19 protein-coding genes are annotated in these 18458 nt (G+C 67.5%); 9 read left to right on the top strand and 10 right to left on the bottom strand.

Annotation, left to right across the window (positions count from 1 at the left end):
- Positions 1-248: 248 nt before the first annotated feature.
- The gene (locus tag ASE48_RS02935; RefSeq protein ID WP_057165470.1) at positions 249-1496 is read left to right on the top strand and encodes a DUF7159 family protein; all 1248 of its coding nucleotides are present in this window, start codon (positions 249-251) and stop codon (positions 1494-1496) included.
- Between the two features lie 134 nt (positions 1497-1630).
- Positions 1631-2347, top strand: coding sequence for a L,D-transpeptidase (locus ASE48_RS02930; protein WP_082613978.1), 717 nt, complete (start codon positions 1631-1633; stop codon positions 2345-2347).
- Between the two features lie 5 nt (positions 2348-2352).
- Here the strand turns inward: ASE48_RS02930 and ASE48_RS02925 are convergent, their stop codons facing one another.
- The 4 genes from ASE48_RS02925 to ASE48_RS02910 all read right to left on the bottom strand — a co-directional run bounded on the left by ASE48_RS02925 (position 2353) and on the right by ASE48_RS02910 (position 5204).
- The gene (locus ASE48_RS02925) at positions 2353-3000 is read right to left on the bottom strand and encodes a sterol desaturase family protein (RefSeq protein WP_057165468.1); all 648 of its coding nucleotides are present in this window, start codon (positions 2998-3000) and stop codon (positions 2353-2355) included.
- Positions 2997-3719 (bottom strand): FadR/GntR family transcriptional regulator, encoded by a 723-nt coding sequence (locus tag ASE48_RS02920; RefSeq protein WP_057165467.1) that lies wholly within the window; start codon positions 3717-3719, stop codon positions 2997-2999. The genes ASE48_RS02925 and ASE48_RS02920 overlap by 4 nt, the downstream gene beginning before the upstream one ends.
- Positions 3720-3791: 72 nt before the next feature.
- Positions 3792-4403: a peroxidase-related enzyme gene (locus tag ASE48_RS02915; protein ID WP_057165466.1), complete on the bottom strand. Its 612-nt coding sequence runs from the start codon at positions 4401-4403 to the stop codon at positions 3792-3794.
- A gap of 66 nt (positions 4404-4469) precedes the next feature.
- Positions 4470-5204: a helix-turn-helix domain-containing protein gene (locus tag ASE48_RS02910; protein ID WP_156409024.1), complete on the bottom strand. Its 735-nt coding sequence runs from the start codon at positions 5202-5204 to the stop codon at positions 4470-4472.
- A gap of 128 nt (positions 5205-5332) precedes the next feature.
- On the opposite strand from ASE48_RS02910, the gene ASE48_RS02905 reads away from it, so the two are divergent.
- The gene (locus ASE48_RS02905; RefSeq protein WP_057165607.1) at positions 5333-5686 is read left to right on the top strand and encodes a hypothetical protein; all 354 of its coding nucleotides are present in this window, start codon (positions 5333-5335) and stop codon (positions 5684-5686) included.
- Here ASE48_RS02905 and ASE48_RS02900 read toward each other — a convergent pair.
- Positions 5631-6887, bottom strand: coding sequence for a cytochrome P450 (locus ASE48_RS02900; protein ID WP_057165464.1), 1257 nt, complete (start codon positions 6885-6887; stop codon positions 5631-5633). The two genes, ASE48_RS02905 and ASE48_RS02900, sit on opposite strands and share 56 nt — an antisense overlap.
- A gap of 208 nt (positions 6888-7095) precedes the next feature.
- Here ASE48_RS02900 and ASE48_RS02895 point away from each other — a divergent pair, with 208 nt between their 5' ends.
- Positions 7096-7605 (top strand): hypothetical protein, encoded by a 510-nt coding sequence (locus ASE48_RS02895; protein ID WP_057165463.1) that lies wholly within the window; start codon positions 7096-7098, stop codon positions 7603-7605.
- Here the strand turns inward: ASE48_RS02895 and ASE48_RS02890 are convergent.
- The 3 genes from ASE48_RS02890 to ASE48_RS02880 all read right to left on the bottom strand — a co-directional run bounded on the left by ASE48_RS02890 (position 7602) and on the right by ASE48_RS02880 (position 11660).
- Complete coding sequence (locus tag ASE48_RS02890) at positions 7602-9848, bottom strand: molybdopterin-dependent oxidoreductase (protein ID WP_057165462.1); 2247 nt, start codon at positions 9846-9848, stop codon at positions 7602-7604. The genes ASE48_RS02895 and ASE48_RS02890 overlap by 4 nt on opposite strands.
- 1 nt (position 9849) lies before the next feature.
- On the bottom strand, positions 9850-10413 hold the full coding sequence (locus ASE48_RS02885; protein WP_057165461.1) for a TetR/AcrR family transcriptional regulator: 564 nt from the start codon (positions 10411-10413) through the stop codon (positions 9850-9852).
- 113 nt (positions 10414-10526) lie between these two features.
- Entirely contained in the window at positions 10527-11660 is a 1134-nt protein-coding gene (locus ASE48_RS02880; protein WP_057165460.1) for a nitronate monooxygenase, read from the bottom strand.
- A gap of 194 nt (positions 11661-11854) precedes the next feature.
- Between ASE48_RS02880 and ASE48_RS02875 the strand changes: the two genes are divergently transcribed.
- Both ASE48_RS02875 and ASE48_RS32020 read left to right on the top strand, forming a co-directional pair.
- Positions 11855-12475, top strand: coding sequence for a hypothetical protein (locus ASE48_RS02875; protein WP_057165459.1), 621 nt, complete (start codon positions 11855-11857; stop codon positions 12473-12475).
- Complete coding sequence (locus ASE48_RS32020) at positions 12475-12675, top strand: (2Fe-2S)-binding protein (RefSeq protein WP_082613945.1); 201 nt, start codon at positions 12475-12477, stop codon at positions 12673-12675. Before ASE48_RS02875 ends, ASE48_RS32020 begins: the two co-directional genes overlap by 1 nt.
- Here ASE48_RS32020 and ASE48_RS02870 read toward each other — a convergent pair.
- Complete coding sequence (locus ASE48_RS02870; RefSeq protein ID WP_057165458.1) at positions 12617-13366, bottom strand: HAD family hydrolase; 750 nt, start codon at positions 13364-13366, stop codon at positions 12617-12619. The genes ASE48_RS32020 and ASE48_RS02870 overlap by 59 nt on opposite strands.
- Positions 13367-13391: 25 nt before the next feature.
- On the bottom strand, positions 13392-14468 hold the full coding sequence (locus ASE48_RS02865) for an NAD(P)H-dependent amine dehydrogenase family protein (protein WP_057165457.1): 1077 nt from the start codon (positions 14466-14468) through the stop codon (positions 13392-13394).
- 103 nt (positions 14469-14571) lie between these two features.
- Between ASE48_RS02865 and ASE48_RS02860 the strand changes: the two genes are divergently transcribed.
- The 3 genes from ASE48_RS02860 to ASE48_RS02850 all read left to right on the top strand — a co-directional run bounded on the left by ASE48_RS02860 (position 14572) and on the right by ASE48_RS02850 (position 18434).
- The gene (locus ASE48_RS02860; protein WP_057165456.1) at positions 14572-15315 is read left to right on the top strand and encodes a glucose 1-dehydrogenase; all 744 of its coding nucleotides are present in this window, start codon (positions 14572-14574) and stop codon (positions 15313-15315) included.
- A 123-nt stretch (positions 15316-15438) separates the two neighbouring features.
- Positions 15439-18135 carry a glycoside hydrolase family 2 protein gene (locus ASE48_RS02855; RefSeq protein WP_235570659.1) on the top strand — a complete coding sequence of 899 codons (2697 nt, stop codon included), beginning with the start codon at positions 15439-15441 and terminating at the stop codon, positions 18133-18135.
- A gap of 74 nt (positions 18136-18209) precedes the next feature.
- Positions 18210-18434 carry a hypothetical protein gene (locus ASE48_RS02850; protein ID WP_057165455.1) on the top strand — a complete coding sequence of 75 codons (225 nt, stop codon included), beginning with the start codon at positions 18210-18212 and terminating at the stop codon, positions 18432-18434.
- Positions 18435-18458 lie beyond the last annotated feature (24 nt).

Here is an 18458-nt window from a genome sequence, read left to right as displayed (position 1 = left end):
GTCCGGTCGGGCCGATGCATTGTCGGAAAGTCGTGGCGGGTCGCTCCCGCCCGGCCAACATCGGCAAACGCTCTGACTGAGCTCACATGTACAGATCGACGAATCAGCAAACGCCAATCCCGGAATTCCCCTGCACGGGTGGGTTCCTGGCCGCTGCGCAGGTAGTCTCAGCCGGATAACGCGACGGTGGATGCATCGTCACGACGCGGCTGCCTGCGTGCGGCCGAAGAGGGTCCGAAGGGGTACATGTGGACGCGGTGCTCGGCTTGTCGATGACACCAAGGTCGCTGTCAGTGGTGGTCGTCGGCGGCGGTGACCAGCCGGATGGCGGCCGCAACGACGCATACGAGGTCGCCGTCGACGGTTCCGACGGTCGGTCGGCCACCGAACGGGCCACCGCCGCGGTGGAGGCGATCGCGGCCGCACGCGGTGAACGGCTCAAATCCATCGGTGTCACCTGGAGTGACGACGCGGACGTCGAGGCGTCGCTGCTGATGGAATCGCTGACCGAATCCGGGTTCGAGAATGTTGTGCCCATCCGCCTGCCCGAGGCCACCGAGGCGCTGGCCCGCGGAATGGCCGATGTCATCGGCTACCGGACCTCCGCGGTGTGCGTCATCGAACCGGACACCGCGATCGCCCTGATCGTGCACACCGGCGACGGTGCCGTGCAGACCGCGATCAACCACACCATCGACTCCGACGAGAGCCTCATCGGCTGGTTGAGCACCGTCTTCGCCCGGGCCGACTGGCAGCCTGAGGCCCTGGTGGTGGTCGGGTCGGCCGGCGGGTTCGACGCCGTGCTGCCCCAACTCGAGGAAGCGCTGTCGGTTCCGGTTTTCGCTCCGGCCGAGGCGCCGCTGGCGTTGGCGCGCGGGGCGGCACTCGCCTCGACCCACAATGCGGGGCTGCCGCTGGACTCGAGCCCGTTGTTCTCCTCGGGTGCCGCCGGCCGCCACGCCGCCGCCGGCGCATCCCGGGTGACGCCCGCCCGCGTGCTCACCGGCCTGCTGGTGGCCGGGGCGGTGACCTTCGTGGCCTCGGCCTCGGTCGCGGTCGCCGTCCAACTCTCACCGTCCCCGCAGGCCGCACCGCAGCCGGCGGTCAGCGCCGAACGGGTCGTAGACGAGGCGCCGGTGGTCCGGCCCGCGCCCAGTGTCGCCGTCCCGCCGCCCGCCGAAGCTCCCGTCATCCCGGAACCGGTCGAAGCGGTCGTCGCGCCGGTCGTCGAACCCGTCGTCGAGTCGGCACCTCCGCCCGAGGTGAACACCGTCGTGGACAACGTCCCCGCCGAGGGGCCGTATGTCCTCGAGGTGCCGGCCGCACCGCCACCGCCGCCCGTCGTGGCGCCGCCGGCCGTGGTCGCACCGCCGCCGGTGGTGGGACCGGTCTATGACCAGCCGAAGAGGCCGCTGCTGCAGCGAATCCGGGACAAGCTGAGGATCGGTGGGGACGATCAGCCGCCGCCGATCATCATGAATCCGCCGATGGGCTGAGCGCCGATGCGCTGCGCTGGCTAACATTTCCCGCACCCGGCACGATCTACCATGTAGTCCATCAGGCCAGGTCCGGATGTCCGGAATCAGGGGAGGTTCGGAACTTGCGCAGAAACTTTCGGAATGTGCTGGTCATGGCGGGTATCGCCGCGGCCGCACTGATCACGTCCACAGCAACCGGTGTGGCTGCGGTGCCCACACCGCCGGCGGCGGTCTCGGTATCGCCGGCCCCCGGCGAAGTCGTCGGGGTGGCCTATCCGGTGACCGTGTCCTTCGCCGATCCGGTCCGCGACCGTGCCAGGGCGCAACGCGACATCACCATCTCGGCGGACACCGTCCCGGCCGGCACCTTCGAATGGCTGGACGACGCGACGGTGCGCTTCACACCGACCGATTTCTGGCCGGCCCACTCGACCATCTCGGTGCAGGCGACCGGCTTCAAGTCCTCGTTCGAGACCGGGGCTCAGGTCGTCGGTGTCGCGGACATCAGCGCCTACACCTTCACCGTGAGCATCGACGGTGTCGTCGCGCGGGAGATGCCGGCATCGATGGGTAAGGCCAAATTCCCCACCCCGATCGGCAGGTTCACCGCGCTGGGCAAGGAGAGCGTGGTCGTGATGGATTCGCGCACCATCGGCATTCCGCTGGACGACCCGGAGGGCTACAAGCTGACCGTCTACGACGCGGTGCGGGTTACCTGGGGCGGCGTGTATGTGCACGGTGCTCCGTGGTCGGTGGGTTCTCAGGGGTACGCGAATGTCAGCCACGGTTGCATCAACCTCAGCCCCGACAATGCCGACTGGTACTACAACAACGTCAGCATCGGTGATCCGATCATCGTGCAGGGCTGAGGTTTTCACGTCTGAGCGTGCAGATTGCGCGCTGTCGGCGAGGCTTCCACGGTGCCCGGATCCGGGTAGGTGCCCAGCACCCGGTCGGCGGTGCCACTGCTGGTGACGGTGAACCAGTAGTGCTCGTTCTTGAAGTGGTGCCGGCGATGATTGCGCCAGATCGACCGGTAGACAGCCGTTTTCGGCTTGTAGTCGGTGTGGATCAGGTAGTGGCACCATTCGTAGCCGATGCCGAGCAGCGCCAGGAACGTCAGGAACGTCAGACCCCGCCCGAGGCTGGGGAAGGCGAGCAGTGCGATCGCCACGGCCAACGGCAGTACCCACAGCAGCGACTGCCAGGGGATGAACACCAGCGGCAGATCGCGCGGCTCGACATGGTGGTCGCGATGCTTGCGCGACAGCAGCGGATCCACGGTGACACCGGCGATCCGGCGCGGCCGCCAGTGCAGGATGACCACGTGGATCACCCATTCGGCGAACGGGAACACCGCGAGCATGGCCAGCGGTACCACGGCATCGGTGATCTGCCAGTCGCCCACGGCCAGCCGGGCGGCCGCCGCGGCGAGTAGCGTCCCGGTGAGCATCCACGGCGTCGGGTGGCGCCGGAACTCCCGTCCCGCATCGGCCAATGTGACACCGCGGCGGGTGCTCACGTGAGGTCCTCCAGTTCGGTGAGCGCGCCCAGCAGCGCGGTGGTGGCGGGTTCCAGCAGGGCGCGGGCGGCGGCCGCGGCCGCGTCGGTGTTGCCGGTGCGCACGGCGTCGGCGATCGCCCGATACGCCTCGGGATGGCCGACCTCGGCGGCCATCATCACGGCGAGCGCGGGCAGGGCGGGTTCGTAGGTCGCGCGCAGTGTGTTGTACATCAGCCGGAAGGCGATCGAGTCCGCTCCGTCGACCAGGTGGTCCCAGAAGGTCAGTGCATGACGTTGCCGCTGAACCGGGTCGGTGTCCGCGCTCAGATCGTCGATGGTCGCGTCGAGCAGGGCGGCCAGTTCCGGTCCGCGTCGTGCGGCGGCAAGTTCGGCCACCTTGGGACCGTTGTGCAACCGGGTTTCCAGGATGGAACGCACCACGGCGATGTCGAGTTCGCCGGCCCGGAACAGCAGCCGGGGGAGCAGGTCCAGCCCGGCGTGCTTGCGGAAATCGCGCACCGTGGTGGTGTCGCCCTGCCGGATGTCCACCAGTCCCGTCGAGGTGAGGCGTTTGAGCGCTTCGCGTACGGCGGGCCGGGACACGCCGAGGACCTCGGCGAGGCGACGCTCGCTGGGCAGCGCGTCACCGGGCTTCATCTCGCCGCTGAGTACCTCGGCGACGATCTGTTCGAAGACATCCTCGGGGACCGAGCGACGGTTGACCGGTTGCAGTGCCATGCATCGAGCATCGCAGCCACCCGGTAAAAGGTCAAGTGGTCATACCAGTGGATTGCCCGCCGACTCGGCAAGTCAGCCCGGGACGCCGGTGTACTCCGGATTGGGCGGCACCGACAGCGCGATGCCGATGCGGTTGGTGGCGCCGATGAACGCGGCGATGGAGATGCCCTCCAGAATCAGGTGGTCATCGAGGCCGAGCTCGCGCAGCCGGGCGAAGTCCGCCTCGCGGATGGACTGCGGGTTGTTGTTGACCGCGATCGCGAGATCGGCGAGTGCCCGTTCGCGGTCGGTCAGCTCGGCCACCTGGTGGTGATCGATGGCCACCCGCTGGCCGAAGGACCAGTCGCCGGCGACCTTGCCCAGTTTGTTGGCGTGATTTGTGTGGCAGTAGGCGCACCGGTTCTCCCCGGACACGACGGTCGCGATGACCTCCCGCTCACGATCGGTCAGCCCGCCCCGTCCGTCGGTGCCCAGCAGCGGAAGCAGGTAGCCGTTGAGGCGTTCCAGGTCGCCTTCGTTCAGGGACAGCGCGCGAAACCAATTCGACGTCAGCCCCTCGTCGCGTTGTTGCTTGGCGAAGAACCCCTTCACCGCCGGGCGGGACAGCTCGTCGATCTCCGGCACCCGCAGCCGGGAGATGGTGGCCGGGGTCAGCGTGGTCGGGGAATCGGCGGTCGCAGTCATGACTGCACCATGGCGCGCAGGCCGTTGCTTCGGCAACGGTTTTATGCCCCGCGACGTAAACGGTTGTCAGCGTAGCGCTTCGGCGGTCGAGTCATCGGCGGGCAGGAACGCCTCGATGCTGAGCTCGGCCGCGGTCAGGTCGAGAGCGGTACCGAAGGTCGTGACGGTGCTGAGGAAGGTGAGGACCTGCCCGCCCGGACCCATCAGTTCCAAGGGGACCACGACACCGCCCAGATCGGTGCTCTCATCCAGGCCACCCGGATACGACTCGATCTCGGCGAGCAGCTCGGCGGACTGCGCCGAACCGCTGACCGCGGCCTCGCGCCGCAACCGCCCGATGACGTGATGACGCCACTGCGCCAGGTTGCGGATCCGCGGGGCCAGCCCGTCGGGGTGCAGCGAGATCCGCAGCGCGTTGGGCTGGGCCAGCAGATGGGCGGCCACCCCGTCGAGCAGGATCGCCGCACCCGCGTTGACCTGCAACACATTCCAGCCGCGGTCGATGGCCAGGCACGGGAAGGGGTTGTAGGCGTTGAGAACTCGCTCGACACCGGCCCGCACCGCGGACATCCCGGGATCGTGCAGTGTGCGTTCGGAATACGCGGGGGCCAGGCCGGCGGCAATCAGCAGCTGGTTCTGCTCACGGGCGGGTACCTCGAGAGCCGCGGCCAGCCGCAGCACCATGGCGCGGCTGGGTGCCGATCGTCCGGTCTCGATGAAGCTGACGTGCCGCGCCGACACGTCGGCCTCCAGCGCGAGGTCGAGCTGGCTCAGCCGTCGACGTTGCCGCCACGATCGCATCAACGAACCGAACGGGGGAGTCTGCAGGTCAACACCGGTCACTCCGTCAGTCTTGACCACATCCGGTCACGGCACCATTACCTCACTGGTAATTGCGGCGCTGACCTCTGTGGACGACGGTGGTGGTCATGACAGAGACCCGGAATCCAGACGTCCCCCGGTGGCTGCGCCTCGTGCTCCGGTGCGACCGCGCCGGATCATCCTGGTACATCGGCACCGGTTTCTTCTTCGCGCCGGTCCTCGCGGTGCTCTCACCGTGGCCGGCGCTGACCACGGTGCTGTGGGTGGCGATCGCGCTGGCCGGCCTGTGGCTGGGACTGCTCGGCATCGCGATGGCGACCGGTCTGGCCATCGTGCTCCGGCGTGACGGCGAGATCGACGAGGACTACTGGAGATCCATCCTGGACTATCGAGCGGCGCCCGGAGTCAGTGCGCGACAGGCTGCCTGGTCGCACCGGCATAGTCGACCTGCCAGTGCTTGATGCCGTTGAGCCAGCCCGAACGTAAGCGTTCGGGCTTCTCCAGCGGGGTGAGATCGGGCATGGCGTCGGCGATCGCGTTGAACATCAGATCGATGGTCATCCGGGCCAGGTTTGCGCCGATGCAGTAGTGCGCGCCGGTGCCGCCGAAACCGACGTGCGGGTTGGGATCGCGAAGGATGTTGAAGCTGAACGGATCCTCGAAGACCTCTTCGTCGAAGTTGGCCGAGCGGTAGAACATCACCACCCGCTGTCCCTTCTTGATGGGCACTCCGTCCAGTTCGGTGTCCTCCAGCGCGGTGCGCTGGAATGACGTGACCGGCGTCGCCCACCGGACGATCTCGTCGGCGGCAGTGCCGGGGCGGTCGCGCTTGAACAGCTCCCACTGGTCGGGGAAGTCGGTGAACGCCATCATCCCCTGGGTGATCGAATTGCGCGTGGTCTCGTTACCCGCCACGGCCAGCAGGATGACGAAGAACCCGAACTCGTCGTCGGAGAGCTTGTGGCCCTCGACATCGGCCTGCACCAGTTTGGTGACGAGATCGTCGGTGGGATTGGCGGACTTCTCCGCCGCCATCTGCATGCCGTAGGTGATCAGTTCCACCGAGGCGCTGATCGCGTCGTTGTTCGCGAACTCCGGATCCTGGTCGCCGACCATCTGATTGGACCAGTGGAACAACTTCATCCGGTCCTCTTGCGGCACGCCCATCAGGCCCGCGATGGCCTGGAGCGGCAGTTCGCAGGACACCTGCTCGACGAAGTCGCCGCGGCCCTCGGCGAGGGCCGCCGCAGCGATCTCCCGGGCCCGGTCGGCCAGGTCGGCGCGCAGCTGTTCGACGGCACGCGGCGTGAATGCCCGGGACACGATCTTGCGCAGATGCGTGTGGTGCGGTGCATCCATGTTCAGCAGCACGAACTTGCCGGAGTCGATCTGCGCCTGGACGGTGCCGTCGGCGTAGCGCGGCAGGGCGGTCTTCTCCAGGCTGGAGAAGACGTCACTGCGCCGCGAGACCTCCTTGACGTCCTTGTGCTTGGTCACGACCCAGAAGCCGCCGTCACCGAACCCACCCTTGTCGAGCGGCTGCTCGTTCCACCAGATCGGAGCCACCTTGCGCATCTGGGCGAGTTCGTCGACCGGGAGTCGTTCGGCGTAGATGTCGGGATCGGTGAAATCGAAACCGGTGGGCAGGTCGGGTGTCGGCATTGCACAACCTCCGCAATAGGCACTGGTGGCGTTACCGCATTGTGAACCAGCGGTACACCTCGCGTCCTGAAGTCGGACAAGGTGACCGAGGCTGACAGAACACACCCGGAAACTCATATGAAAGTCACAGCAGTCTCAGCTGTAACGAAATAGGCCCCGCGACGGAAAATCCATAGAGCAGTATGTTCACCAGAAAGGAGCGTCGGCGATGATCGATGTCGGAGCCAAGGTGTTGAGCGCAGCCATCGGAGGCGGATTCGCCGCATTGATGTTCGCCGCCCCGGCCGTCGCCGAACCTGCCCCGCCCCCACCTCCCGCGCCGGTGGTGGATGTGGCTCCCGTGCCGGCAGCCCCGGCGTCCGCCGTCTCCGTACAGGCAGCCCCGGCACCGGCGCCTACCGAGGGCGTGCCGCACCTGCCCAGCCCGGAAGCTCTGCCGCCGGGCTCGACGATGGATCCCAGCGTCATGGCCGGTGGCGAATCCCCGAACGTGAGTTACCTGCGGGATCTGTGGCACGCGGTGCAGAACCAGGAGCTCAGCGGAAAGGAAGCCCTGCTGCTCGGCATCTCGCAGCGCAACCTGAACACCCCGATCCCGGCCCAGGCGCCGGGCCCGAACGTGCCGATCACGCCCGCCGGTCCGGCGTCCGGCCCGGCCGCGGGGCCGGCTCCCGCCGCCCCCGCTGCTCCGGCGCCTGCCGATCCCGCGACGCCCTAAACCCCGACGGGGTCGATACGCGCCGGCACGTGCTTGTGCCACGGCGTGCCGGCAAAGGCGTCGCGCCAATCCGACGCGGTCAGCGCATTGGGTGCGACCCCCGGTGCCGTCACGGTGCCGTCGACCGCGGCGAAGTCCAGCCCGTAGCCGTTGGGCAACGAGGCGTGCCCGGGCAACATGGCCTCGCTGATCTCGACGCAGGCCTCCGCGGCACCGGAGGCGGTGGTGATGCGGGCGCGGCCCCCGTCGGTCAATCCCAGTGAGCGGGCGTCCTCGACGCTGACCCGCAGCGCGCCGTCGGTATCGCGTTTGCGCCACACCGGGTCCCGGATGATGTCGTTGGCCGTGAACGCGCGGCGTTCCCCGGCCGACAGCACGATCGGATATTCGCTGCTGGTCAGCAGCGGGCGGTCGGTGGCCAGCGCGCCGAGTTCGGTGATCAGCTCCGGGATCTCGAGCGCGATGCGGCGGTCCGCGTGGCTGATCAGCGCCCAGTCGTCGGCGTACTCGTGTTCGGTGAAGGTCAGCCCGGAGCGGCTTTCCAGGATCGCGGTGAACAAGGCGTTGCCGTCGGTGTGCCCGGCGCGCCGCACCGCCTCCGGATAGGTCAACGCCACCTTCTGCGCCAACCCCCACAGACCGGCCGCGCCGGCCAGCCCGTCGGGCAGGCTCGGGCCCAACGTCTCGTAGAGCACGTAGGGCAGCACTTTGCCCAGCGACGGATTCGCGCCGAGCGCGGCGAAGAAGGCCTGCGTGTACGCATCCAGCCCGTCGGCGGCGGCCCGGCGCAACGGGTGCAGCTCGGCATCGTCGACGACGCCGAGTTCACGTACCAGCCGCGCCCAGATCTCCGGCTCGGGCAGGGTGCCCGGTAGCGGGTCCAGCAGCGGGTGGCGCAGATGGAAGGTGTTGTGCGGGAACTCGAGATTGAAGAAGGTCGCCTCGACCTTCTCGAACTGGCTGGCCGCGGGCAGCACGTAGTGCGCCAGACGCGCCGTCTCGGTCATCGCGACGTCGACCACCACCAGCAGCTCCAGCGCGCGCAGCGCTTCGCCCACCGCGGCAGAGTCGGCGATCGAATGCGCCGGGTTGCTGCTCTCGACGATCATGGCGCGGAACCGGTCGGGATGGTCGCCGAGGATTTCCTGGGGCACCGCATTGGAGGGCACCAGGCCGGCGATGATCGGCGCCCCGGTGACCGGGGTGCGGCCCACACCGCCGGCGCCGAACAGCGGCGCGAAGGTCGAATGCAGATGCTGGCCACCGCGTTTGGCGAAGTTGCCGGTGAAGATCCACAACAACTTGTTCAGGTACGAGCACAACGTGCTGTTGGGTGCCTGCTGGATACCGAGATCCTCGAAGACCGAAACACTTGCGGCCGCGGCGATCCGGCGCGCTGCGTTCCGCAGCAACTCCGCGTCCACCCCACTGCGCCGGGCGTAATCCTCGACGTCCACCTCGGCCAGCGCCCGCCGTACCGGTTCGACGCCGGTGACATGCTCGGCCAGGAACGCCTCATCGCACAGGTTTTCCTGCACCAGCACCGCAGCCAGCGCGGTCAGGCACCAGGCGTCCGTGCCGGGCCGCACCCGCAGATGGAAGTCGGCGAGCTTCGCGGTATCGGTGATCACCGGGTCGATGACGATCATGGACCGGGCCGGGTCCTTGGCGATCTCGTTGAGCACCGTGCGGGCCCGCGGAAAGCTCTGCGACATCCACGGGTTCTTCCCGACGAACACCGAGACCTCGGCATGCTCGAACTCGCCACGGGTGTGCCCGCCGTAGAGCTGGCTGTCCACCCAGAACTCACCGGTTTTCTCCTGCGCCAGGGCATTCGAGCGGTACCGGGCGCCGAGTGCCTTCAGGAACGCGCCGCTGTAGGCGCCGCCGAGGTGATTCCCCTGGCCGCCGCCCCCGTAGTAGAAGATCTTGTCCCCGCCGTATTCGTCGCGGATGCGGGCGAAGCCCTCGGCGATCTCGGTGATCGCGGTGTCCCAGTCGATCTCCTCGTACTCGCCGGCGGGCGTGCGGCGCATCGGGGAGGTCAGCCGGGCCCGGTTGTTCTGATAGTGGTCCAGCCGCAAGGCCTTGTTGCAGGTATAGCCCTGCGAAGCCGGATGTTCTTTGTCGCCGCGGATCTTGGCCAGCGTGCGGCCTTCGAGTTGGACCACGATGCCGCAGTTGCATTCGCAGAGGATGCAGGCCGTGGGTTGCCACGGCGGGATCTGGGTCGGTTCGGTCATGTCATGCCTTCCGTTCGCCGGTTTCGGCGGTCACGAGGGCGCGTAACTGCCGGTGGACGAGGTCGAGTGCGCCGGCGTCGCCGGTGGTGCGGGCGACCAGGACGGCGCCTTCGATCGCAGTGGTGGTGAGCATCGCGAGTTCGGCGGCGCGCTCGGCGGTGACACCGTCGCGGCGCAGGAGCTCTTCGATCAGCCCGGTCCAGCGGGTGAATGCCGCCGCCGCCCGCGCGACGACCGGTGGGTTGTCGGCCTCGACGGCGACCGCGGCCACCGGGCAGCCGGCCCGGAAAGCGGTCTCGGTGAGCTGGCTGCGGAACCCGTCGACCACCGTGTCGAGGGCCTCGACCGCGCCGGCCGCGCCGGATATCCGGTGCGCGATATGATCGCTGGCGAAATCAACTGCCTCGCAGAGTAATTGGGTTCGTCCACCGGGGAAGTGGTGGTAGGCCGAACCGCGCGGCGCGCCACTGTGTTGCAGGACGTCGGAGATCGCGGTCGAATGTGCGCCGCGTTCGCGGATGAGCAGCGCCGCGGAAACGATCATGCGGTCACGGGGGCCGGCCATGGGAGATCCCTTCAGCGGATTATGTAGAGCATCATACATAGTCAAACCTGCCGAACAGACCCAAAAGGCCCTCAATCGCGGAGGATTGAGGGCCTTTTGTGTCTGTTGGTGGGTTACACCGACGCCGCCTCGTTGAGCTCGTTGAGGGTATTGGTCGCCTCCAGGTACTCCTGCACCCAGCGCTCGATGACCGCGGAGGTCTTCTCGACCTTGGTGAACTGGCCGACGACCTGGCCGATCGGGTTGAACGCGACGTCGACGGACTCATTGGGGAACTTGTGCGTCGCAGCGACCGCCATGCCGGAGACCATGTACTGCAGGGGCATGCCCAGCGGCTTCGGGTTGTCCGGGTTCTCCCAGGCCTCCGTCCAGTCGTTTCGCAGCATGCGGGCGGGCTTCCCGGTGAAGGAGCGGCTGCGCACGGTGTCGCGGCTACTGGCCTTCACGTACGCGGCGTGCTGCACGGGGGTGTTCTCGGACTCCTCGACCATCACCCACTGCGAGCCCGTCCACGCGCCCTGGGCACCGAGCGCCAGAGCCGCGGCGATCTGCTGGCCACTGCCGATGCCGCCGGCGGCCAGCACCGGAACCGGCGCGACCTCCTTGACGACCTGGGGCCACAGCACGATGGAGCCGACCTCGCCGCTGTGCCCGCCGGCCTCGCCGCCCTGGGCGATGATGATGTCGACGCCGGCGTCGGCGTGCTTACGCGCCTGCGACGGGGATCCGCACAGCGCCGCGACCTTACGGCCCTCGTCGTGGATGTGCTTGATCATGTCGACGGGTGGGGTGCCCAGCGCGTTGGCGATCAACGTGCACTTCGGGTGCTGCAGAGCCACCTCGACCTGCGGGGTCGCCGTCGCTTCGGTCCAGCCCAGCAGCTGCAGCGCGTCATCGTCGCTGTGATCGACCGGCACGCCGTGGTCGGACAGCACCTTCTTGGCGAAATCGATGTGTTCCTGGGGGACGAGGTCGTTGAGCGTCTTCTTGAGCACCTCGGGGGACAGGTCGGTGGCGTCCATGCCCTCGTACTTGTTCGGGATCACGATGTCCACGCCATAGGGGTGGTCACCGATGTGCTCGTCGATCCAGTTGAGTTCGACCTCGAGCTGCTCGGGAGTGAAACCGACCGCGCCCAGCACGCCGAACCCGCCGGCCTTGCTGACCGCGACCACCACGTCGCGGCAGTGGGTGAAGGCGAAGATGGGGAATTCGATACCCAATTGGTCGCAGAGGGGAGTATGCACGCAGGCTCCTAAGTTGGGCGATCGCGAATCGCAGACTGAAACGTGTTCTAGTTTAGTATCCCGGCCCCCGATTTCCGCAATGTTCACCCGCTCAATCAGCGGTATAGAGGGCGACAGCGTGCGAGAATGCCATTACCGTTTTTCGGAAGTTCCATTAACAGTCACCGTATCCACGACCCGGGGAGTGCCACGAGATGAAGGACTGGCTGGCCAACTCCTTGGTGCTGGTGTCGGACTACCGCGTGCCCGACCCGACCACGGTCTGGCCGCTGCTGCAGCGCCGCACCGAGGCCCTGGCTGACATGGGCGTCCATCACGTACTGGTCTACACCTCGACGACCGATCCCGAACGCGTTCTGGTGATCCTCGGCATCCACGCCCACGAGCCGGTGCTGGATCTGCTGCGGTCCCGGGTCTTCTTCGACTGGTTCGACGCCGTCGGTGTCCAGGACCTGCCCGCGGTGTTCGCCGGTGAGTTGTTCGAACGGATCGATTTCGATCATGACGAACATCCGGCCCCGCCGGTGATGGTGTCCATGGTGACCTCGGTCGCCGATATCGCCGAACTGAACGCTCGGGTGCGCGGCGCTGCCAAGGCCTTTCATGCCTCCGGGGTGCAGCGCTTCTGGAGCTTCCGTGCCCTCGATGATCCGCACGAGGTGCTGATCCTGCAGCAGATCGATGACGAACTCAGCGCGCGGCGCTGGCTGCACGATTCCGACGATGCGGCCGAGTGGCTCGCCGAGGCCGGGGTGGGTGCCTATCCGCCGGTGTTCATCGGCCAGTTTCAGCAGATGATGCGCATCGAGGGCTGATGTTCGTCTGCCTCTGCAACGGCATCACCAGCCACGAGGTGGCTGATGCGGTGGACGGCGGGGCCGCCACGACCAAACAGGTGGCCCTCGCCTGCGGTGCCGGCGCCGACTGCGGACGGTGCCGGCGCACGGTCCGCGCGATCATCGAATCCCGGGGCGCTGGGCGCGGGACCACCACCGCCGGTCCTCCTCGGAACTGACCCGTAACACCGGCCAGCCGTTCTTGGCCGCGGCGGCCGCGAGTCCGGGCCGGGGATTGACCGCGTTGGGATGCCCGACGGCGTCGAGTACCGGCAGATCCTCGGTCCCGTCGGCGTAGCAGAAGCTCTCGGTCAGATCGATGCCGCGTTGCGAGCTGAATTCCATGACCGCTCTTGCCTTCTGGCGTCCCCACACGATGGGTCTGACAATGTGTCCGGTCAGCTTGTCCTCGGCGTCCACCTCGAAGTGGTTGCACAGCACATGTTCGATGCCGAGGTGGCGGGCGACCGGCCCCGCATGCATGGTCAGTGCCGACGAACTCATCGCCACGGTGTGCCCGCGTTCCTGGTGTGCGGCGACCACCCGCGTCATCACGGGGAAGAGTCGCGCGGCGACGCGGGTGGTGAACAACTCGTCCCCGAGCGCCTCGAGCTCGGCCAGCGGTTCGCCCGCCAGGTAGCCGGCCGCGCGCTGCAACAGCCTCGCGAACTGCATCCGGCCCAGCTTGTAGCGGACGCTCGCCTCGAAGATCCCCGACAGCTCACCGAATCCGGACTGTCGGTTGCGGATGCGGTGCCCGGCATGCACCGTCGCCGTGAACCCACGAACCAGCGTCCCGTCGAGATCGAAGAACGCACCGATGTGTGGGCCCGCCGGACTGGAGAGGATGGCTGGGAGCGGGTCGGTCACTCTTCCATTGTGCGTGCTGCCGGAATCAGGCCGGATACACCAGACCCCGACCGGTGCCCAGAGGCAGATCGAGCGTCGTGCGGATGCCGGGTGCGGCGGCCACCACGTCGGGAATGGCATTCACGATCCGGCCGGCGGCGGCCAGGATCGCAGCGTAGTTGTGATCGCCGCGGCTGCTGGTCGGACAGATGTCGACGACATAGGACGGTTCGCCGGTGATCTCCACCCGGTAGGAGCCACCGGGTTGCGCCGGTTGGGCCCAGTCCGGGCGCAGGTCCTCGCGCACCCGGGTGATGTGCTCGACGACGATCACCGGCTTGCCGGCGACCATGCCGTTGATCTCGAACCGCATCGCGGCGACCGTGCCCTTGGCGATGACACCGGTGGCAACCGGAATGTCCTCCGGGGCGGGCTCCAGTTCGTAGTTCTCGGTGATCTCGTCGACCTCGACGCCCAGCCCGGCGGCCAGCATCCGGATCGCCGTGCCCCAGGCCGCGCCCAGGATTCCGGGAAGGAACAGCATGCCGGGTTGGTCGATGGGGTTGCCGAAGCCCATCACGATCGACATCACCTCGGCGCCGTCATAGGTGGCGTAGTCGGCGATCTCCATGGTCTTGATCTGATCGATGCGCTGGCAGGTGCTGGCGATCGCAAACGGGACCAGATCGGTGGCAAAACCGGGATCCACGCCGGTGATGTATACGCTCGAATTCCCTTGTTGTGCGGCATCTTCCACGCGGGCGATGGCCTTGTCGGGCATCGCCCCCCACGGGAACTGCAGCCCGCCGGGCGCCGACCCGACCACGTTGACCCCTGCCGAGAGCGCCGCCATCACATCGCGCGTCGCCTCGACGGGGCGGGTGTCGCCCATCGCGCAGTACACCAGGCAGTCCGGCTTCGCCGCCAGCGCGTCTTCGATGCCCGGCGTGGCGGTCACTCCGGTGACGATGTCCAGTCCGGCCAGTTCACCCGCATCGCGGCCGACCTTGGCCTCGGTCGAGGTGCCCACCGCGACGAGCTCGAACCGGGGGTCCTGGATGAGCTGAATCAGGGACAGCCGGCCGCAGTTTCCGGTGCCGACGAGTGCCACGCGAATGGCCATACAGGTCTCCTCACGGTGTTTGGTCTGGTCGCAGTATGCGGGGGTCGGACACAAATTGGAACAGGTTCTAGTTTATTTCGGCGTTGCGGTAGCCTGACGCCTCATGGGACGCGTGGACGGAAAAGTTGTACTCATCAGCGGCGGCGCACAGGGAATGGGCGCCGCACACGCCAAGATGCTCATCGACGAGGGCGCCAAGGTGGTCGTCGGCGACATCCTCGACGAGAAGGGTGAGGCGCTGGCCGCCGAGCTCGGCGATGCCGTGCGCTACGTCCACCTCGATGTCACCGATGCCGATCAGTGGGCCGCCGCGGTCAACACCGCCGTCGAGACCTACGGCGGTCTCACCACGCTGGTGAACAACGCGGGCATCGTGGCACTCGGGAAGATCGGCCAGTTCGATATGGCCAAATGGCAGAAGGTCATCGACGTCAACCTGACCGGAACCTTCCTGGGCATGCAGGCCGTCGTCGAACAGATGAAGGCCGCCGGCGGCGGTTCCATCATCAACGTGTCCTCCATCGAGGGCCTGCGCGGCGCACCCATGGTGCACCCGTACGTGGCCTCCAAGTGGGCCGTGCGTGGGCTGGCCAAGTCCGCCGCGATCGAACTCGGCAAGTTCAACATCCGGATCAACTCGCTGCACCCCGGCTTCATCCGCACCCCGATGACCAAGCACTTCCCCGACGACATGGTCACCTCGCCGTTGGGCCGGCCGGGCCGCTCCGAGGAGGTCTCGACCTTCGTGGTGTTCCTGGCCAGCGACGAGTCGTCCTTCTCGACCGGCGCGGAATTCGTGGTCGACGGTGGTCTGATCACCGACGTCCCGCACAAAGACCTGTTCTGAGAGGACCTGTTCTGAGAGCGGCGACTTCCTCGAACCGACCCTGATCGCCTCGGCCGGGCACAATGAAGTGCCGGCCGAGGCGAGGGGAGCGACACCATAGCGACACCGAGACGCTGGACCGCCGTGGTCGGTGTCCTTCTCACGGTGGTGTTGCTGCTGGTGAGCGCCGGCGACCACGCGCTGTTCAGCCGGTCGGATCCCGCACCGGTGACCGTCGAGCTCGCCACGGGGTGGACGCTGGCGGCCTCGGGCCGGCTGTCGGCCCTCGGTCCGGAGATCTCGCGGCAGAGTTATCAGGCAGTCGAGCCGGCGTGGCACCAGGTGTCCCGGATGCCGGCGACCGTGCTGGATGCGCTGCAGCAGGACGGCACCTACCAGAACCTCTACGACGGAACGAATCTGCGCGATGCCGTCCCGCAGGACCTCTACCTGCAGGACTGGTGGTACCGCACCACATTCACCGCGCCTGCCGGGCATTCGACCTACCGCCTCGATTTCCCCGGCATCAACTACCGCGCCGAGGTGTGGCTCAACGGCGAGCTCATCGCCGACAGCGCGCAGCTGGTCGGGATGTACGTCGACCATGAGGTCGATGTCACCGATCACCTGGTCGACGGTCCGAATGTCCTGGCCGTCAAAGTCATTCCGGAACGGTCGATGCAGGACGTCGACGGGGTTGAGCTCGCCGACAGCTGGTATGACTGGATCAACTCGCAGTATCTGGGGCGGCCGGGCAATTCCTTTGTGCCCGATCGCAATGCGGGCATCTTCAAACCGGTGTATCTGACCGCGTCCGGCGCGGTCGACATCGGGGCGGCCACGGTGAACACCGATCTTCGGCTGCCCGAGGCGGATTCCGCGCGGCTGACGGTGTACGCCGATGTGCGCAACGACTCTGCACGCCGGGTGCGCGGAATGCTGCGGGCCACCATCAGCCGTGCCGGCAAACCCGACGTCAGCGTCGACCAGACGGTCACGCTGGGCCCCGGCGAACGTCGAGAGGTCACCTTCGACCCGGACCGGTTCGGGGCACTGGTGGTCGATCGCCCGGATCTGTGGTGGCCCTACACGCTGGGCGATCCCGCGTTGTATGACCTCAAGCTGGAGTTCCGCCACTACAACCGCGTGATCGATACCAGTACGCAGCGTTTCGGCATCCGGACGTTCACTCAGCACCGGGACGATGACGAGCGTTTCCCGGGCAGCGGAGGAAACTTCTATCTCGCGGTCAACGGCAGGGACTTCCTGGTGCGCGGCGCGGTGTACACCCCGGACCTGCTGTTCCGCGACGATCCCCGCCGGGAGGACGCGACCCTGGGCTATGTCCGCGACCTCGGGCTGAACATGTTGCGCCTGGAGTCGAAGATCCCGGGGGAGCGGTTCTTCGAACGGGCCGACCAACTCGGCATCCCGCTGATGGTGGGCTGGATGTGCTGCAACCAGTGGGAGAAATGGGAGCAGTGGGACGACGAGGACCGTGCCGTCGCCCAGGCCAGCCTGCGCTCGCAGGCTCGGATGCTGCGTTCCCACCCATCGGTTGCGGTGTGGGCCAACGCAAGTGACGGGATACCCCCGGAACCTCTGCGTAGCCAGTACCACGCCGTGCTGCGGGATCTGCACTGGCAGAACGCGGTCGTCGACACGGTGTCCGCCCGGGCACGAGAGGACTGGGACGGTATCCACATGGCCGGTCCCTACAGTTGGCGGGCACCGAGTTACTGGTTCGCCGGCCGCTATCCGGCCACCCGCGGGGCGACCGCGGAGCAGGGCGACAACGAACACATTCCGCCGTACGCCAGCCTGCGCACGTTCATCCCGCCGGACGCCCTGTGGCCCATCGATGACACCTGGTTCTTCCATGCCGGGTCCGATCCACGCAATGCCGCGCTGACCAGCGTGCAACGGGCGGTCAACCGGCGCTACGGGCCCTCCTCGGGAGCCGAGGAGTTCGCGCGCAAAGCCCAACTGGCACAGTACGAGTCGACGCGCGCCCAGTTCGAGGCCTTCGCCGCACAGGGATGGGCCGAACACAAGATGACCATCTACTGGATGCTCAACAGTCACTGGCCGTCGTTCTTCGCCCACATCTTCGACTGGTACCTGCGCCCCGGCGGGGCCTATTACGGCGCCAAGACCGGATTGCGTCCGCTGTCGGTGGTCTTCGACGCCTACGCCGGCGGCGACCACAGCAGGGCCGATATCACCGTGGTCAACCAGAGCCCGGCGAAGGCCACCGGTCTGACGGCCCGGGTCCGCGTCTACGACGTGGCGGGCCGGGTCCGGGATGACCGCACCGCCGCCGGTATTGACGTCGGCTCCGGGGATGCGCGCGCGGTCCTCACCCTGCCGCGGGTGGCCCGCGATTCACCGGTGTTCTTCGTGCGTTGCGAACTGATCGGCGCGGACGGGGCCGTCGTCGCCCAGAACGTGTACTGGCAGTCCCAGCAGCGCGATGATGCCGGCGATCCGGCCGCCGACGGGCCGTTCGAGACCCGCCAGGTCAGCTGGGCCGACATGACGGCACTGAACCGGATGGCGAAGGTGCCACTGCAGGTCAGCGCCGAGCACCACGGGGACGACGGGGTGAGAGTCCGGCTACGCAACACGACCGGGCGCATCGCCTTTTTCGAGCGCGCCGAGATCCTGGCCACCCGCGACGGCGACGAGATCCTGCCGATCCGCTACAGCGACAACTACGTGACGGTGTTCCCGGGAGAGACCGTCGAGGTGCATGCCACCGTCCCCGACGGCGCTCCCCGGCCGCGTTGGGTGCGGGTCAGCGGCTACAACACGGCGGCCCTCGTCGTCCCGATCGGCTGACCGGCGTGGGGCGGCCCGGACGCCGATGGTGCGGCAGGGGAGGATGGAGGCCAGCCCACCACAGGAGGATGACGATGGCCGACGTAACCGAACGGCAGGCGCTTGCCGAGATCACCGCGGAACGCGGGTGGAGCCGGCGCATCGCCGACCGGGTCGACATCTACCTGCGGGGCGCAGCGCGTATCCGGGTGATCTGGCAGGGCGACGAGGCGATCAGCGGTGGTTCCCGCTACCACGACGACGGCATGGAGCAGTACACCCGCGACCTGGCGACGGTGAAGGGCTGGCTGACGCACTGACGTGGCGGCTGCCTAGGCTCAGAC

The organism is Mycobacterium sp. Root265, from assembly GCF_001428895.1.
In the GTDB taxonomy this organism is placed as follows: domain Bacteria; phylum Actinomycetota; class Actinomycetes; order Mycobacteriales; family Mycobacteriaceae; genus Mycobacterium.
The sequence above is the reverse complement of the archived record's forward strand: the minus strand, read 5'-3'. Positions and strand labels throughout refer to the sequence as shown.

What these genes read in the sequence shown, in the direction of transcription:
- ASE48_RS02865 (WP_057165457.1), bottom strand. Translation starts at nt 14,468, where the DNA reads ATGGCCATTCGCGTGGCACTCGTCGGCACCGGAAACTGCGGCCGGCTG.
- ASE48_RS02900 (WP_057165464.1), bottom strand. Translation starts at nt 6,887, where the DNA reads ATGCCGACACCCGACCTGCCCACCGGTTTCGATTTCACCGATCCCGAC.
- ASE48_RS02850 (WP_057165455.1), top strand. Translation starts at nt 18,210, where the DNA reads ATGGCCGACGTAACCGAACGGCAGGCGCTTGCCGAGATCACCGCGGAA.
- ASE48_RS02895 (WP_057165463.1), top strand. Translation starts at nt 7,096, where the DNA reads ATGATCGATGTCGGAGCCAAGGTGTTGAGCGCAGCCATCGGAGGCGGA.
- ASE48_RS02875 (WP_057165459.1), top strand. Translation starts at nt 11,855, where the DNA reads ATGAAGGACTGGCTGGCCAACTCCTTGGTGCTGGTGTCGGACTACCGC.
- ASE48_RS02930 (WP_082613978.1), top strand. Translation starts at nt 1,631, where the DNA reads ATGGCGGGTATCGCCGCGGCCGCACTGATCACGTCCACAGCAACCGGT.
- ASE48_RS02890 (WP_057165462.1), bottom strand. Translation starts at nt 9,848, where the DNA reads ATGACCGAACCGACCCAGATCCCGCCGTGGCAACCCACGGCCTGCATC.
- ASE48_RS02860 (WP_057165456.1), top strand. Translation starts at nt 14,572, where the DNA reads ATGGGACGCGTGGACGGAAAAGTTGTACTCATCAGCGGCGGCGCACAG.
- ASE48_RS02905 (WP_057165607.1), top strand. Translation starts at nt 5,333, where the DNA reads ATGACAGAGACCCGGAATCCAGACGTCCCCCGGTGGCTGCGCCTCGTG.
- ASE48_RS02885 (WP_057165461.1), bottom strand. Translation starts at nt 10,413, where the DNA reads ATGGCCGGCCCCCGTGACCGCATGATCGTTTCCGCGGCGCTGCTCATC.
- ASE48_RS02920 (WP_057165467.1), bottom strand. Translation starts at nt 3,719, where the DNA reads ATGGCACTGCAACCGGTCAACCGTCGCTCGGTCCCCGAGGATGTCTTC.
- ASE48_RS02910 (WP_156409024.1), bottom strand. Translation starts at nt 5,204, where the DNA reads ATGCGATCGTGGCGGCAACGTCGACGGCTGAGCCAGCTCGACCTCGCG.
- ASE48_RS02915 (WP_057165466.1), bottom strand. Translation starts at nt 4,403, where the DNA reads ATGACTGCGACCGCCGATTCCCCGACCACGCTGACCCCGGCCACCATC.
- ASE48_RS32020 (WP_082613945.1), top strand. Translation starts at nt 12,475, where the DNA reads ATGTTCGTCTGCCTCTGCAACGGCATCACCAGCCACGAGGTGGCTGAT.